At 56.1% G+C, this 14,554-nt stretch carries 14 protein-coding genes; 10 read left to right on the top strand and 4 right to left on the bottom strand.

Annotated elements, in window-relative coordinates; all coding sequences use genetic code 11:
* The first annotated feature begins 86 nt into the window (after positions 1-86).
* Positions 87-416 carry a DUF2322 family protein gene (locus GM676_RS18635; RefSeq protein WP_155465357.1) on the top strand — a complete coding sequence of 110 codons (330 nt, stop codon included), beginning with the start codon at positions 87-89 and terminating at the stop codon, positions 414-416.
* Positions 417-483: 67 nt separating this feature from the next.
* Here the strand turns inward: GM676_RS18635 and GM676_RS18630 are convergent, their stop codons facing one another.
* Positions 484-1,563, bottom strand: a complete 1,080-nt coding sequence (locus GM676_RS18630) for a hypothetical protein (protein WP_155465356.1) — start codon at positions 1,561-1,563, stop codon at positions 484-486.
* 135 nt (positions 1,564-1,698) lie between these two features.
* On the opposite strand from GM676_RS18630, the gene GM676_RS18625 reads away from it, so the two are divergent.
* The 7 genes from GM676_RS18625 to GM676_RS18595 all read left to right on the top strand — a co-directional run bounded on the left by GM676_RS18625 (position 1,699) and on the right by GM676_RS18595 (position 8,549).
* Positions 1,699-4,314: a xanthine dehydrogenase family protein molybdopterin-binding subunit gene (locus GM676_RS18625; protein WP_155465355.1), complete on the top strand. Its 2,616-nt coding sequence runs from the start codon at positions 1,699-1,701 to the stop codon at positions 4,312-4,314.
* The gene (locus tag GM676_RS18620; RefSeq protein ID WP_155465354.1) at positions 4,314-6,044 is read left to right on the top strand and encodes a ferritin-like domain-containing protein; all 1,731 of its coding nucleotides are present in this window, start codon (positions 4,314-4,316) and stop codon (positions 6,042-6,044) included. Before GM676_RS18625 ends, GM676_RS18620 begins: the two co-directional genes overlap by 1 nt.
* 94 nt (positions 6,045-6,138) lie before the next feature.
* Entirely contained in the window at positions 6,139-6,429 is a 291-nt protein-coding gene (locus GM676_RS18615) for a type II toxin-antitoxin system Phd/YefM family antitoxin (protein WP_211923260.1), read from the top strand.
* Positions 6,416-6,838, top strand: a complete 423-nt coding sequence (locus tag GM676_RS18610; protein WP_155465352.1) for a putative toxin-antitoxin system toxin component, PIN family — start codon at positions 6,416-6,418, stop codon at positions 6,836-6,838. Before GM676_RS18615 ends, GM676_RS18610 begins: the two co-directional genes overlap by 14 nt.
* 498 nt (positions 6,839-7,336) lie before the next feature.
* The gene (locus GM676_RS18605) at positions 7,337-7,501 is read left to right on the top strand and encodes a hypothetical protein (protein ID WP_155465351.1); all 165 of its coding nucleotides are present in this window, start codon (positions 7,337-7,339) and stop codon (positions 7,499-7,501) included.
* On the top strand, positions 7,498-7,845 hold the full coding sequence (locus GM676_RS18600) for a helix-turn-helix domain-containing protein (protein ID WP_155465350.1): 348 nt from the start codon (positions 7,498-7,500) through the stop codon (positions 7,843-7,845). Before GM676_RS18605 ends, GM676_RS18600 begins: the two co-directional genes overlap by 4 nt.
* 170 nt (positions 7,846-8,015) lie before the next feature.
* Positions 8,016-8,549, top strand: a complete 534-nt coding sequence (locus tag GM676_RS18595; RefSeq protein WP_155465349.1) for an integrase core domain-containing protein — start codon at positions 8,016-8,018, stop codon at positions 8,547-8,549.
* A 214-nt stretch (positions 8,550-8,763) separates the two neighbouring features.
* On the opposite strand, the gene GM676_RS18590 is transcribed toward GM676_RS18595, so the two are convergent.
* The 3 genes from GM676_RS18590 to GM676_RS18580 form a co-directional block, all read right to left on the bottom strand.
* Entirely contained in the window at positions 8,764-9,558 is a 795-nt protein-coding gene (locus GM676_RS18590) for a hypothetical protein (protein ID WP_155465347.1), read from the bottom strand.
* A 36-nt stretch (positions 9,559-9,594) separates the two neighbouring features.
* Positions 9,595-10,944: a protein kinase domain-containing protein gene (locus GM676_RS18585; RefSeq protein ID WP_155465345.1), complete on the bottom strand. Its 1,350-nt coding sequence runs from the start codon at positions 10,942-10,944 to the stop codon at positions 9,595-9,597.
* A 199-nt stretch (positions 10,945-11,143) separates the two neighbouring features.
* Complete coding sequence (locus tag GM676_RS18580) at positions 11,144-11,422, bottom strand: hypothetical protein (RefSeq protein WP_155465343.1); 279 nt, start codon at positions 11,420-11,422, stop codon at positions 11,144-11,146.
* A gap of 541 nt (positions 11,423-11,963) precedes the next feature.
* Between GM676_RS18580 and GM676_RS18575 the strand changes: the two genes are divergently transcribed.
* Together GM676_RS18575 and GM676_RS18570 are read left to right on the top strand one after the other, a co-directional pair.
* Positions 11,964-12,962: a hypothetical protein gene (locus tag GM676_RS18575; RefSeq protein ID WP_155465341.1), complete on the top strand. Its 999-nt coding sequence runs from the start codon at positions 11,964-11,966 to the stop codon at positions 12,960-12,962.
* Between the two features lie 264 nt (positions 12,963-13,226).
* Complete coding sequence (locus GM676_RS18570; protein WP_155465339.1) at positions 13,227-14,246, top strand: DUF4365 and DUF1817 domain-containing protein; 1,020 nt, start codon at positions 13,227-13,229, stop codon at positions 14,244-14,246.
* Positions 14,247-14,554: the final 308 nt, after the last annotated feature.

Below are 14,554 nucleotides of genomic sequence, written 5' to 3'. Positions count from 1 at the left end.
ATTCAAGCGCGGCCGCCTGCAGATCGCAAAGCCACGGCCGCTATGCCAAAATAGCGCTTTTCACTTAACCATTTGCAAGAGTACTCATGCCACAACCGAACTTCAGCGACAAATTCTCAGACAACCTGGCCCAGCTTCCCGTCATGGATGCGGTGGCTGCTATCGAACTGGTCGACCAGTCCGGCACGCCGGTGGCAAAGATCGAAAACAAACCCGGCCAGGCCGGCTCGCTGCGCGTTTATCATTGGCTGGCTGCAACGCTGGGGGCGATTACGCCCGAGGCGGCGGAACTGGGCCTGAAGATTTATGCCGAGCACACGCAGGACGCCCGCGCCAACCCGGGCAAGCACCCCAACATCGACCGCCTGTTCAACATCAAAACGCCCGAGCAGGCTCTGCAAGTGAAAAGCCTGTAAGCCTGGCCTTGGCGGCCGGTGACTGCCCTTGGCCGCCATGGTGGATTAGCACTTCTGATATACCTCATCAGAACACGGTATAAATTTTCCCGTTACACAAGGCCACGACTTCACAAAAACTCCTTTTCCCCTCACTCAAGCGGGAACGCACCTCGTTCAACATCTCATTCAGGATGTACTCTTCACCTTGATACAGATACTCGGGCGGAATCACGACCAGCAGGGTGGCGTTGGCCGGGTAAGTTTTCTCTTGCTTTTTAGCGATTGCAGCGACGACCTTCCCAGCAAGGCTATCGTTAGCCTTTTTCAGTTCATGTCGCGTTTTCACCGGCAAATCGCCCTGCCATCCTTGATTCACTATGGAGAACAGGAGGTGATCCCCTTCGGGAAGTGCCGAGGTGATTTCCAGGCTCATGGAGACTTCGTTCGGGAGCTTGATCTTGACGTCAATTTCTCCTTTTTCCAGCCCAAACTTCATGGTTGCCGCGTCTGGAATCCGCCGTCGAAGCATGAAGTAAAACGCGGGAATGAGTTCTTCCCTAAGATATTTATTGGGCCGGTGGACAGTCGAAAAAAAGCCGTCCGGCGCCAACAAATACTTTATGTGCGCGATTGAAGAGTGGGACAAGTGCTCGCCGATCTGGGCCTTGAATTCCTCAACAGTAATTTCCTTCTTGAATACGTCAAGGTCAAGATCGGGTTTGTCGTAGCTCTTCTTCGCTCTTGACGGGTACACCGGCAGCAGTTCCTTGTCAGCCAAGTCCACCAGGGACACATAGTAGCGGGCGAAGTCTGGCGTCATGTCGAACTCGTCACTGTGATTGCGCAAGACCATGCTGTCGCGCAGCTCCGCAAACTGCGACATGATGCTTTCAATCCGCGCTTGCAGGCGTTTGCTCAACGTTTCCCGGATGCCCGGATCAGCTTGAAAAAAACTGAAGCACCAGACGAAACAACCTTCGATGTGCGGAAACTCATGCTCATGCAAATACACCGTAACGCCAGCCTGCTCGGAGTCGCCTAAGGCAGCCAGAATCAAATCATTGAATTCGCGATAGCGCGACCATCCCAGCTGACAATAGGGCGGCCCTGCGTCAAAAAAGACAAAAGCGTGCGATTGCGACTTTTCCTTCTTTTCAAATTCCATTCAACCTTCCTTTTGAATCCGGCTTGCGACTGGCAGACATGCGGCTCAAGGTGCATCTTGTGTTTTCAAACACATCAATGTTACTCTATATTAAATAAGTTTATTGCAACTTGTTGTAGCCGACAGGAGACACCGATGGGACGAATCGAAGGGCCGGCCAAAAGTCAGGGCAAGCGCATTTTCACCAGCGACTTCGGCCCGTCCGGCATATGGGCCACAACACTGGCCCCTCTCGACGCCATTCTGGTCTGCTCCAGAACGCTTGAGCACGACATCAACGCGTGGGACAGCACACAGTTGCCGCAGGCAGTCCGGCCATCCCTGGCGTTTCAGCCAGTCAAGGATACGAAAGCTGAATTCAATGGTCCCCCGCTTTTTGCATCCGTGGGCGAGACACCGGACTTCTTCGGCCAGCCAATTGCGATCGCTTTTTACGAGGACAGCGAGACGGCCTTTTTTGCCAACCAGTATTTGCGTGAGCTGAGCCAGTTTCAGGGCAAGTACCAACCTGACGACCAGTTACGGCGCCGTTTTTCGCTCGATGACGATATGGAGGCATGGCGACAGCTGAAGCTGCCCCAGGCCAGCACCGGCGCGATCAGCTATTTGAAGACACCGGGCAAAAGGCCCGCGTTCGATAGTGGTCAGGCCGGCTTTAAAACGCGCAACGTGGGCGATCCGCCCACGCCGCGCTTCAGCGACAACATCGAAGCCGAAGAGGCCGCCTGGGACGTCTATCACGAGGTGAGGCAGGCGTTAAAGCCGGCAACCGGGAAAGACCCCAACCTGTACGTGCATAAATCCACCACCATGCTGGGCGATAACGCCTTTCTGGAGCCGGAATCCGGCTTGGCTTGGTACGAATCGGCAAAGAAAACCCTGCATCTACAACTTGGCAGCCAGAATATTTACACCGACATCGGCAACGCCGGCGCCGCCATTGCCGCCTATCGCAAATCGCTCGGCCTGGGGGAGAAGGACAAAATCGAAGTCCAGGCAAAAAATCACGATATCGGTGGCGGCTTTGGCGGCCGTAACGGCTCGTTGTTCGTCTATTATCTGGCGCTGGCTGCGGTGTATGCCAAGGACAGGCCGGTGCGGCTGCGCTGGGATCGCTTTCAGCAATTCCTGCTAGGCCTGAAACGGCATTCTTCCGTCGTGCAGTCCACCCTGCGTGTCGCGCCGGAATCGGCGCAATTCCTGGCACTTGAGGCATATTATGTGCTCGGGGCCGGCATCCACGCCAACCTGAGCGGCCCCATTGTCGCGCTGGGCGCCCTGCACCTTACCGGCCCCTACAATATCCCGAAGACATCCCTGCACGGCATGGCTTCCTTGCGCCCTCATACACCCTGCGGCCCATCGCGCGGCTTTGGCATCCCGCAAGCCTGTTTGCATATCGAGACGCTGGTGGACCGGGTCGCCCATCAACTCAATATCGATCCGCTCGAACTGCGGATGCGAAACCTGTTCAAAAAGGGCGATCTGGACCCCGCCGGTTATCCGCTCAACTTCCACGTTGCCAACCAGGAGACGCTGGAGCGCGCCCGTGCGCATGATGTCTGGCTCAACCGCAACGCGCGCCAGCTTGAAATGCGGGAACGGGGACTGGCCTACGGCGTCGGCTTCGCCGCCAACATGGAGGCGTATGGCGCGTCCAGCGATCCCGTGTTCGGCGCTGTGCAACTGACGCGTGATGGCCGCGTCATGATGTATTCCGACGCGGCGGAAATGGGACAGGGCAGCCGCACCTCCCTGGCCCTGATCGTCGAAACGCTGCTGGGCATCCGGCCGGAGATGGAAGACATCAGGTTGGCCGAGACCGGTGTGTTTGAAACGCCGTTTCCTAATCGCCTGGTCCACAGCTCCAGCACCGCGTCGCGCACCGCCTTCATCCATCAGCATCCGATCCGTGAAGCCTGTGCCATGCTGATGCAATACGGTTTCCTGCCCGCCGCGCAAGCTCTGCTGGGCCTTGCCGCCCTTCCCGCGGAATACCATTGGGAAGGCGGTGCGCTGCATATTCCGGGCGAGGCACCGATTGCGCGCGCCACGCTGCTCGATATGATCCGTGAGAAAAAGCTATGGAGCGGCGTCATGTGCCATGCCGCCTTCCAGAATGGCTGGCGCAAGTCCAGCGCGATTCTCAACCAGACCAAGACCCGGCTGTTCCTTGATGGCCTGGCGATTCAATCCACCTTCGACGAGGTATGGGAGGCGCAGTTGGTGGTCCCGGAAGACCCATCGAAAAGCGCGCCGCAGCGCTCGCTGTACGCGGCGGCGGGCCACCTGGTGGAAATCACGGTGGACCGCGCCAGTGGCCGCCTGACGGTGCTGTCCTGCCATTCCATCCTGGACGCGGGCGACATCATCAGCAAGGAAATCGTCGAAGGCCAGGCCGAGGGGGGCTTCGCCATGGGACTGGGCTTCGCGCTGTCCGAGCAAATCCCCGACGACCCGCGCGACGCGGACTTCATGAATTTCCATACCTACCGGGCGCCGCGCTTCAAAAACGTGGCGCCGGTCCGGCACACGCTGGAATTGATACCGCTGCCGGCCGGCGTCAGTATCTTGTCCGACGACCAGCCTAAAGCGCGCTCGAAAGGCATTGCCGAGGCGGTCATGACGACCGTCGCCCCCGCCCTGGCCAATGCGATCGCCCACGCTTCCGGCAACTACCAATGGCTCGGCGAACTGCAACTGCCGCTGACCCGCAAATTCATCCTGACAGCCTTTGAGGACCATACCTGATGGATAAAATCGACATCCGGCTGAACGTCAACGACGAGGAAGTCCACGTCTCGGCGAACGGCAGCAGATCGCTGCTGAATCTGCTGCATGACTATCCCGATCTCCAGTTCAGGGGCACCAAGTTTGGCTGCGGCATCGGTGAATGCCGGGCCTGCACGGTGCTGGTGGATGACCCACAGGCAGGTCACCGGCGCGCGCAGCAAAGCTGCATGACGCCACTACGCCATTGCCAGGGCCAAAGCGTCTATACCATCGAGTCCGTCGCGGGAACCGCGTATGCCGACGTGCAGAAGGAATTTGTCGACCAATTCGCGTTCCAGTGCGGCTATTGCGCGCCGGGTTTTATCATGTCGACCATTGGTCTGCTGGAACAACTGAAGGTCAAGCCGGTTGCCATCGATCAGTTGCCGCAACTGATACACGATGCGCTGGGCGAAAATTACTGTCGCTGTACGGGCTATGCCAAATATTATGCCTCGGTCAAGCGGCTGGCGGCCAACGTGATCGGCGTCAACCCGGACGACGTGCCCGACACGTCGCCGTTGACGCCGCCGCCGCCCTACTTCGAGACGATCGCCAAACCGGCGGGGCGCACCTTCGCATCGGCCCATCTGGAGCTGATCCGGCTGTTGCGCTCGGCGGCGGAAATCGAGCATTCGTTGATGATCCAGTACCTGTATGCGGTTTTTTCCGTCAAGCTGCCGCGCTACGCGATGCTTGCCGGCTGGAGCACCCACCGCCACGGCGGCCCACCCAACAGCTTGCTTGGCGTGGCGATCGAAGAAATGGTGCATCTGCATACGGTGAATCAGCTGCTGGTCGCGCTGGGCGCGCGGCCCAACCTGGGCCGCCAGCAATTCCCTCTCGAAACCGATATCTATCCGTTCCCGGTGCATCTGGAACCGCTGAGTCCTGGCAGCGTCGCCAAATATGTCTACATCGAAGCGCCGCACGGCAAGATCCTGTCCGATGACAGCGATGACATCAGCAAGGCGGTCAATCACTGGCTGAACCGCTATACCCGCCTCAATCCGGTCGGCAGTATTTATGATCGCATTGTCGCCATGCTCGACGAGCTGGACACTTCAGGCCACTTTCCCGGCCTGGACTATGCGCATTGGCGCAATGAGCTGGGCAAGATCAAAAATGAAGGCGAAGGCGGCCATTTTGAATTATTCAGCAGCATCTTGCTCGGCACGCACCCGGCATTCGCGGGCGTGGCGAACCCGTGGGAATTACCGCCGCAGCACGCCGACTACCCAGCATACCCATTGCCGCTCAATCCGAGCGCGTTCGACTCCGCCGATGGCGCGATCCAGTCGCCGACTTTCCGGAAAGTGGCATGGCTGTCCAACTTGTACTACTGGCTGGTGTGCATGGCGCTGGATTGGTCGCATCTGCACGACAACCGCCTGCTTCAAGCCGCGCGCCGCATCATGTGGGGCCCCATCCGCAGCCTGGGCCAATTCCTGGCCTGCAATGGCGTCGGCATCCCGTTCGACACCTTGCCGATGACCTACTCCCCGGGATTAACCGACCCCGACCGGCTGCACTTGATGGAAGAGATGTGCGAGGAAATTGCCAGCTGCGAGCAGGACGTCCTGCGTCACCTTCCGGAAGATTACCCGCTGGACACTATTCGAACCTTTATGCAGGAAATAAAGTCAAATAGTTCGGTCCGCGAGCTGGATGGGGCCAAAAACAAGTCGGAGCACAGCACACTCCGATAAGGACGGCATTCGGCAGGTTCGCTGGAAACCGGCACAGAAGCACCTATAATGTCTGTAATAGCCACTAACGACTCTGTATCAGCGTATGCGAACCATGACCTCCCTCGAAGCGCAGAATCACTTTGGCGAAATGATTGACACTTCCCAGCGCGAGCCCGTGCTCATCACACGACGCGGCCGCCCTGTGTCCGTTGTAATTTCTCCGAACGGGGATGCGAAAGAGGCGCTTTTCCAGTTCATGAAAGTCGTACGCGAACTTGCCCCCTTGCATGGCAAGGAAGCCTCTAATGCTCTGGCGGACGTGCTGTCTCGCATCGGTCATCAGGCGAAGGCGGAAGGGTTGACGGAAGCCGATATAACTCGCCTGGTAAATGACACAAAGTAATTTGCCTCATCTCGTTTTCGATACCAATGCCCTCATCAGCGCCGCGATCATCCCTGACTCGGTAAGCCGGAAAGCATTGCTGCAGGCCGTCGAACGTTACCAACTCGTCCATTCCGAAGAAACCTGGGCAGAGTTCGCCGAAGTGATCGCGCGCAAGAAATTCGACCGCTATTTTCCCGATGCGAGCCGCATCGAATTCATGCTGATGATGGCGAGGAGCAGCAAATTCCTGAACGTGTCTATCACAATCTCCGATTGTGCAGACCCCAAGGACAACAAATTTCTGGAATTGGCGATGGAGGCCGAATCGCCAATTATCGTGAGTGGCGACAACCACCTGTTGGACATGCACCCATATCGGGGAATCTCCGTGTTGGCGCCAGCTGAGTTCCTGCGACTAGCCGAGTAGAGTGGATAGCGCCCCGCCCTCTTACGCCGCTTCCAACACTTCCAGCACGACCATCGCCGCCTGATCGGCTCCCCGCATCGCGACTGACGCACTATTAGCCGCGCCCTGCAGGGTCCAACAACCGGCTTGCAGAGTGCTCGCCTGCGCAGCGCGAGCCCAGCCTAATGGGTAGCCGCCACCCGCCCCCCAACAGCCTCGCTGCGGTCCACTATGCGCAAATAAACGGGCCCTAAAACGCAAAAACCCAACCGGGTTAGGGCTGGGGTCTTGGCATGCTACAGTATTCTGGCTCCCCGACCTGGACTCGAACCAGGGACCTGCGGATTAACAGAACGGCGATCCGGCAAGCAGATAACCACCAAGTCGAAGAAACGCAATGGGTTTTCCAGCCCCTGCCGCTGCGTCTCTCAAAAACCGACCTAATACCCCCCTCTGTCAAAATAGTTGTCGCCTCCAGCAATTGGAGTTCTAATCCGCCCTGGGGCGATGGATTTGACGATGACGAAATACACCAACGAGAAGAAAGAGCACGCGCTCAGCCAAATGAGCGCGCCGCATAAAAGGGACTTGCGCCGCAAGGAGAAGGCCTTGGCGGAGACGGCGGCGCTGCTGGTGTCGTCCCGAAAGTACGAAGCGCTGTGGACCGACGGCGAGGACGCATGATTGCGTTGCCGCAGCGCCAGGAGTTGGTCGCCGATATTGAGCAAGCCTGCCAGGATGGCGCCCATCTTGGTTCGGCTTGTGCCGAACTGGGCCTGAGTGCGCGCACCGTCGAGCGCTGGCGTCGCACAGGCGAGGTCCGTGCGGATGCGAGACCGACGGCGGCCCGGCCGGCACCGACGCACAAGCTGAGCGAGCAAGAACGCCAGCGTGTGCTCGACGTCTGCCACGAGGCGCGCTTCGCCGACTTGCCGCCGGCGCAGATTGTGCCGCGTCTGGCCGACGAGGGAACCTATCTGGCGTCCGAATCGTCGTTCTACCGCATACTGCGAGCCGCGCAAGAATAGCGGCATCGCGGCCGCGCCAAGGCGCCCCAGCGCACCGAACCGCGGCACCACGTGGCCCACGGCCCCAACGAGGTGTGGAGCTGGGACATGACCTACTTGTCCCGTCAGGTGCGCGGCATGTTCTTCTATCTGTACGCCGTCATCGACCTGTTCAGCCGCAAGCTGGTCGCATGGGAGGTGATGCGCGCGAGGGTGGCGACGAGGCGGCCGCGTTGGTTGAACGAGCCTGCTGGCGCGAGCGCCGTCGCCACAACACGCCGCTGGTGCTGCACGCCGACAATGGCGCGGCGCAAAAGGCGCACACGCCCAAGTCCAAGCTGGAGATACTGGGCATCACGCCGTCGCACAGCCGCCCCGGCGTATCGGACGACAACGCCCATATCGAAGCTTGGTTTCGCACTTGCAAGTACGCGCCTGGCTATCCGCCGAATGGATTCAAGGACATCGAACTGGCGCGGCAATGGGTGCTGAAATTCGTCACCTGGTACAACGGCGAGCACCTGCACAGCGGCCTGTCCTTCGTGACGCCAGAGCAGCGCCACAGCGGCGTTGCCGACGCCGTTCTGCGGCAGCGGCGAGAGGTCTACGCGCAGGCGCGCGAGCGCCATCCGTCGCGCTGGAAACGGCCGCCACGCGCGTGGCAGGTGGCTGACGAGGTTTGGCTCAATCCGCCGTCCAAACTTGACCAGCGTCGCGCCGCATGACCCGCTGAGGAAAGGACAAAACCGACGCATTCTAAAACAGCTTTATGCGACAACTGCCTTGACACGTACCGATACCGAAACAGTATAGCTGCTGCCGTGGCCCTGTTGGCAAAAAGTTGATGCAGCTCAAGGGCTTACAGCTGCCGAACGCCGAACCGGAGCCGAGCACAAGAATCCGGAAACACTCAGCCCAATTTTTTCGTCCATTGCTTCGCTACTTCCATCCATTGGCTCGCACACCATTGAAAATTGCCAAATGAATCGCAACGATAGCATTATGGTACTCACCCAATCTTTCTCGTGTCATCGGCACTGTTTTCCCTACCCACTCGGCCAAATGCGTTACATTTTTAGCATCGCCGCTCCCCAGTCGCCCATAGCGATGCACAATTACATTTCTAATCATTGAGGCCTCGTTATATCTGGCCGCAACATCAGGAGCAATGTTCAAAGATACTCCCAGCCAGTCGAAGAGTACAGTTAGTCTGGCTGAGATATCCCAGCCGCCATCAGGAGTTTTATCTTTCGCCTTCTGATCAAGTTTTTGAGCAATCTCAAGACATGTTTCATTGGGCCAAGGCCAATTTTCCATATTATAACGGCCAGCAGCAAATTTCGATGCCGCCACTTTAGCAGATTCCTTTATTGTTTCAATAATTGCAGCTATGACATTTTCATTTCCGGCTTCTTGCGCAGCCCATTCGCTTATAAATGTTAATGTATGAATCTGATGATAACCGTCCTCTCGAAATTCTTTCGCCCATTTAATATTATCATCCGCACGTGCTAAAATTGTCTTTATGAGCTCCGGATCACTATTTTTCTCAACACCTTCTTTTTCTATAAGTATTTTATGGATATGACCCAATCCTTCTGCCATACCAATGCTTTCAGTGATATAGGCGGGGAGAAAAAAATCACCAACTAGTAGCGACCCAGTCTCTCCAAGACAATATAAAATTTTAGCGTTTTCAGGTGTTTTAATTTTAGGTCGACACAACTGAACCATATCAATTTTCCAAAATATTTATCAAACAACTTTTCACTAATCATTCTCGTGGATAGCGACTATCCAATCATCAGGCAAATCGTCAATTTTCCGCGCAATAAGACGGGCATCATTCGCGACAGCGGACTTGAGTGCAGCAATGAAATCCTCTCGCTTATCTGTGGCTCGAGCGATTGCTGGGATCTGTTTAAAAAAATATTCACCGACATAGTTCTGAGTGTACCAATTTTGTCTCAACAATGAGACCAAGTTATCGGCAAGCACTTCAGGATGAGAAAAGCGCCGCCAAAACCTATTAGCATGCGTTCCGAGTGCTCCGCCATTTAATTTTTTTGTGCTGTGAATGTCCTTGTGTCCGGCAAGTACGTCCTTGACGATAAGCCCCTCAAGTTTGACTCTCAGGCGAACACCTAATGAATCCCATCCTTTACGACCGAATGCATAGAGTAGACGAAGCCCTGGCACCCAGCGGCCTTTGGGCATTTCGACATCCAGAATTTTTCCGACTTCCAGTGCAACCTCTTTCTTTTCCATATCACCCAATCGATCCCATAACAATTCAATATAAGTCTGCTGACGAGACTCATATGAATTGCTTTCTATCAGTTTCTTGAAGAGTGGCACAATAGTTTCGTCTGCGGTTTCCTCTGCGAGAGCCTCGGCATATTCAGGACCATCTACAAATGCTTCTTCTGTTAGACGAGCAAACGCATGTTCGAGGGCTCGCTCTGTTGCGACTCCTGTATCAGGATTTAATATAGAAAGGAACGCTGAGCGGATATCGTCAATCGCAGAATCAGACTCTAGAAGATTGTTGAACTCTGTTGCTTCCGCCGAGTCGAGCTCAGAATGAATAATCAATTGCTGAAGCATGAGCCTCAGGCCCAAAATATCCTTCCTAAGTCGAGAGGATTTTTTCTCGGTGCTAAGTGTCGCAAGTGAATTAAGGTACAGGATGTCAATCACTTTGGCCACGCCCTCAGCGACCATTATATTCTCTTCATGAAGATCGCCGTGGGCAAGGCCTTGTGCATGTATATGTGCCAACCCATCTAATATACCTAAGCCTAGCGATTCGACCTCCTTCAAAGTCAAAATTTCGCCCTCGAATGTTTCGGCTAGCGTCTGCCCTCTAATCAATTCCATTACTACACAGTCAACCTTCCCCTTTCCATCAGGATCATCAACTTGTTCAAGAGTGAGTACAGCAACGACATTGGGATGGCTAGCTCTCGCTAAAGCCTTCGCATGAGCGAGAGCATCGGCAACGCCTACGTTTGCAGGACGAACAATTTTCACTGCTACATCTCGCTCTAGCTGGTCAGTTGCGTGCCAAACATCAGCGAATGCGCCATCGCCGAGTTTTTTGTGAAGGGTAAGTTGCATAAATTTATAGGTTAAGTTGAGCTTTCACGGTTCCGAAACCAAATCCGGTTACATACCCAGAATAGCATGTTGCCTTGTTGAAAAATTCACAAATTGTCACAAGAACCTTTTCGACAGAGTTCTTGACAAGCGTTCGAAACGTGCTGCACATGTACTTGCCTGTACTTCATAACCCGCAACGTCTTTGGTCTCCAATAATTTACGAAGCTTTGCCAACTCCTGGTCGCGCAATGCGTTGGCATCCGACCGCGCCTTCACGATAAAAGAGGCATGCTTCGAACTCGTTTTTGTGACGGCGCCGCACGTCTTCCTCATACGACTTGAAGGGCACTCCGGTTCCGAACGTGACGTTGGAATAGAACTGCTTGACCGGCAGCACTACGAGGCTCTTCATAAGCTCGAAAGCGAGCAGAACGTACCCAGCGTGCGCTAGCGATTGCGTCAGCTCACGTTCGCCGATTTCCTCGATTCGGATCATCTAGCCCTCCAGTTAGGCGGGTAAGGAGCTATCGATTCTTTCCCAGCTTGAGGCAATACCAGCAGTCCCCTCCTACCGGTCCTGCGACGTGTACCATACCTGGACGATTTCCACCCGTCAGGGCCTGATCCGGTAGGAAAGCAGGTAATGGCCGTGGACGACCAGTTCGCGGATTCCCGGAATTACCTCCCGCACGAGGAAGGGATGTAAGCGAAGCACCTCCGCCTTTGACCGGATCTCGTTCGCGAGCTGTTTTTCCGCTACCAGGTTGTCCCTCGATAGGGAGGCACCTTACCGGCAAGGCGCCGCATCCGAGAAACGGAGTCTCCTACGAGATCGTCAATCGTAAGATCGTACATTCCGACGACTCCATGCTTTTCGCTTAGAACAAAGAAAAGGTCCGCCGTTCCGCAGAAGACCTTTTACATAGTCATTGTAGCAAAAAGGCAATAAAATCAAGTCCCGGCACCGCCATACTTTTTCAGCCCGCCATCCGATGACGACAGAACCCAGCACCACAGCCCGATCCGAAGAGCAGTTCATGGCCGATTACTTGCGCGGCCTGGCCGAGCTCGAAAAGCAGCAGCTCGAATCGCATCGAGCCGAAATCGAAGCCCTAATCTCGGTTGCGCGCAGGAAGGGAATCGACCTGACTGACAGCGACTTCAGATATTTCCAGACGACTGGCATCGTCGCGACGGCACCGAAGTTGGTCGAGAGACTTCTCTCCCCGGTACCCCGCGAGAAGGACGGACTGGTGCCGTTTGGCTGGCTCGCTGAAAATGCGAGTGAGAGTTCCCAAACCGGCTACGTTCAGTGCGAGCACTTCACCGTCATGGCCCACCCGCACTTCCGCCGAGCACTGCATGAAGCGAGCGGCTTCACCCCGCTCTTTGTGGACCGTTTCTGGGCCTACGCTGGCGAGGAAGTGCTGAAGTACATCGCCATTGATGAGGATCGCGTGAAGCTCAATAGCAGGAGCTACATTGCGGAACTTGACACTTGGTTCGGCGCCCCTTTCAACGAGGAAGTATCCAAAATTCCCGATGGGATCACGAAGCTGAAGCCGCCCTTAGACCTGAGCGATTCCCACGTTTCCATGTTCTTCACCGATTCGCACTGTTTGGACATCAAGTGGAGCTCCGACGGAAGAATCAAGACATTCCAGGCTCTCGAAATCAAATCGGAAAGGACAACCATCAAACTTGGTGACAGCATCTTCCACCCCGCCCGGTACGTCCATGCGGAATTCGACTCGGAGACGGGAATGTTCCGCCATTTCGACGGCGCGATGCAGTACTACTCGCCGTCAGAGTACATGAGCCGACGCGATTCGGATTTCAACTACAACGCGAAGAACAGCGAGCAGATCAAGTCCCGCTCTAAAAAACTGTTTAAGCTGAACGGAGCAGTCAGCACCGCCGACTGGGTGAACCTATGCTGCCACTTCTTCGCGCAGAATCCGTTGACCTCCGAATATTTCAGCGGCCAATACCCGAAACACATCACAGAAGTCTTGGAACGCATAAGGAGTCTATAGCGGTTCGGCGACGGCCTAAGCTGCCTGAATACTGAAGGCGTCGCGATTGCGCTGGAATGCCGGTGTAGGCATTGCCAGAAACACCCATAACGAAACGCAGGCTCAGCGGCAGAGCGTTGCATAAGGCATAGTGCACGCCCCATCCTTCCCCCACAGAGAACCCTACCTGTAAAATGCCCATTGGAAAGGCGCCATCCGGCGCCAGCGTCCAGACTACTGTCCGTAATAGGGCCCGGCGCGCGCAACAGTGAGAAGCAAAGCGAAATGAAAAAAGGCTTTCCGCAGTACTCGTCGTCCGCCAAGCTTGGGGAACTCGGCATCGGGATCGTGTCCCGCATCGTGAGCAATTCCTTCGGTTGGCTTTTCAAGAGGAACCACCAAGAGCACGACTTCGGGATCGACGGGCAAGTCGAGCTGGTCACCGAGGAAGGATCCGTCACGGGCCAGATGCTCGCGGTCCAGATCAAGTGTGGCAAGTCCTTCCTGAAGGAAAGGAACAGGTGGGGATTCGTCTACAGGGGGGAATCCAAGCATTTCAACTACCTGGTGAACTATCCAATTCCCGTAGTGGTCTGCCTCTGCGACCCGGACACGCACGACTGCTACTGGGTCATGTTCCGGCCGGAAGAGACCGAATCGACGGAATCGGGATGGAAGATCACGGTCCCCTTCGAGAACAAGCTTGCGGAGGCCGAACGGCAACTGCTCGGCATGGTAGACCCAATCCGCGACGGCCTCGCCGAGCTCGAAGTCTACTGGAAGGTCAACCAGATGATGGGCGAATCGTCGGTCATCTACTACACGCTCGACGAGACCGACGTGACGACCCAAGAGGTCGCGCTGCCGCGAGCGTTCTTCGACCGGATGCGCGTGACGAGACAGATGGCCGCCCAGTGCCAAGGCAAGGTCGAGCTCATGTTTTCTGGCTACGACACCGACCCGCGCGAGCTGTTCGAGATACCAGAGGTCCGCGCATACGTCGCCAAGCTCGACGCAGCTCTGCCCGATCTGATCTTCTTCGCGAGGGCGACGCAGCCGACGTACACCCTGTCCACGTTCGCGCTGTGCCAGATGGACGTCGAGTGGGCGAACGGCCGCTCCACGAAGAAAGCAGTCAAACAGGTCAGGTTCGACGTCCGGCAGGCGTTCGATTTCCTGGATCGGCACACTCCTCCGTTGAACGAACTGACCGAGTGGGTCAAGATGCCCCTGGAGGAAGAGAAGCGGATCTATTTCAATGCCGTGAGGTGCATCGGGTTGCGCGTACCTCCTGGCGAAGAGTAGTTCACAAGGCAGTGCAATTGCATTCAGGCCGGAACTGGAGCAGTGCCGTGGGATGTAACTTGGAGCGCCCACGATGCAGCATCCATTACAGCCTCCCCCCCAAAGGGGTTGTATCCTCAGCACTTGACGCCTCATGCAGCAGTAAGGGCGCAGGTATGGTCGCCCCAGAGAGATAGCCACGAAGCCCGACGTGAGGCCCGTGACATCGACCGGCGTCGAGCTGCTCGTCGTCGCTCCGTTCCCGAAGTGGGAATATATGGGGAATAACCAATGAGAAAAGGCCCGTGATTTTTCACGGGTCCTTATGA

The sequence above is a fragment of the Duganella radicis genome, from assembly GCF_009720825.1.
Taxonomy (GTDB): domain Bacteria; phylum Pseudomonadota; class Gammaproteobacteria; order Burkholderiales; family Burkholderiaceae_D; genus Rugamonas; species Rugamonas radicis.
This window is presented reverse-complemented; position numbering and strand designations above follow the sequence as displayed.

Coding starts and splice junctions, on each gene's coding strand:
- GM676_RS18595 (WP_155465349.1), top strand. CDS start 8,016: ATGGGAGGTGATGCGCGCGAGGGTGGCGACGAGGCGGCCGCGTTGGTT.
- GM676_RS18590 (WP_155465347.1), bottom strand. CDS start 9,558: ATGGTTCAGTTGTGTCGACCTAAAATTAAAACACCTGAAAACGCTAAA.
- GM676_RS18625 (WP_155465355.1), top strand. CDS start 1,699: ATGGGACGAATCGAAGGGCCGGCCAAAAGTCAGGGCAAGCGCATTTTC.
- GM676_RS18580 (WP_155465343.1), bottom strand. CDS start 11,422: ATGATCCGAATCGAGGAAATCGGCGAACGTGAGCTGACGCAATCGCTA.
- GM676_RS18615 (WP_211923260.1), top strand. CDS start 6,139: ATGACCTCCCTCGAAGCGCAGAATCACTTTGGCGAAATGATTGACACT.
- GM676_RS18585 (WP_155465345.1), bottom strand. CDS start 10,944: ATGCAACTTACCCTTCACAAAAAACTCGGCGATGGCGCATTCGCTGAT.
- GM676_RS18610 (WP_155465352.1), top strand. CDS start 6,416: ATGACACAAAGTAATTTGCCTCATCTCGTTTTCGATACCAATGCCCTC.
- GM676_RS18620 (WP_155465354.1), top strand. CDS start 4,314: ATGGATAAAATCGACATCCGGCTGAACGTCAACGACGAGGAAGTCCAC.
- GM676_RS18600 (WP_155465350.1), top strand. CDS start 7,498: ATGATTGCGTTGCCGCAGCGCCAGGAGTTGGTCGCCGATATTGAGCAA.
- GM676_RS18630 (WP_155465356.1), bottom strand. CDS start 1,563: ATGGAATTTGAAAAGAAGGAAAAGTCGCAATCGCACGCTTTTGTCTTT.
- GM676_RS18635 (WP_155465357.1), top strand. CDS start 87: ATGCCACAACCGAACTTCAGCGACAAATTCTCAGACAACCTGGCCCAG.
- GM676_RS18605 (WP_155465351.1), top strand. CDS start 7,337: ATGACGAAATACACCAACGAGAAGAAAGAGCACGCGCTCAGCCAAATG.
- GM676_RS18575 (WP_155465341.1), top strand. CDS start 11,964: ATGGCCGATTACTTGCGCGGCCTGGCCGAGCTCGAAAAGCAGCAGCTC.
- GM676_RS18570 (WP_155465339.1), top strand. CDS start 13,227: ATGAAAAAAGGCTTTCCGCAGTACTCGTCGTCCGCCAAGCTTGGGGAA.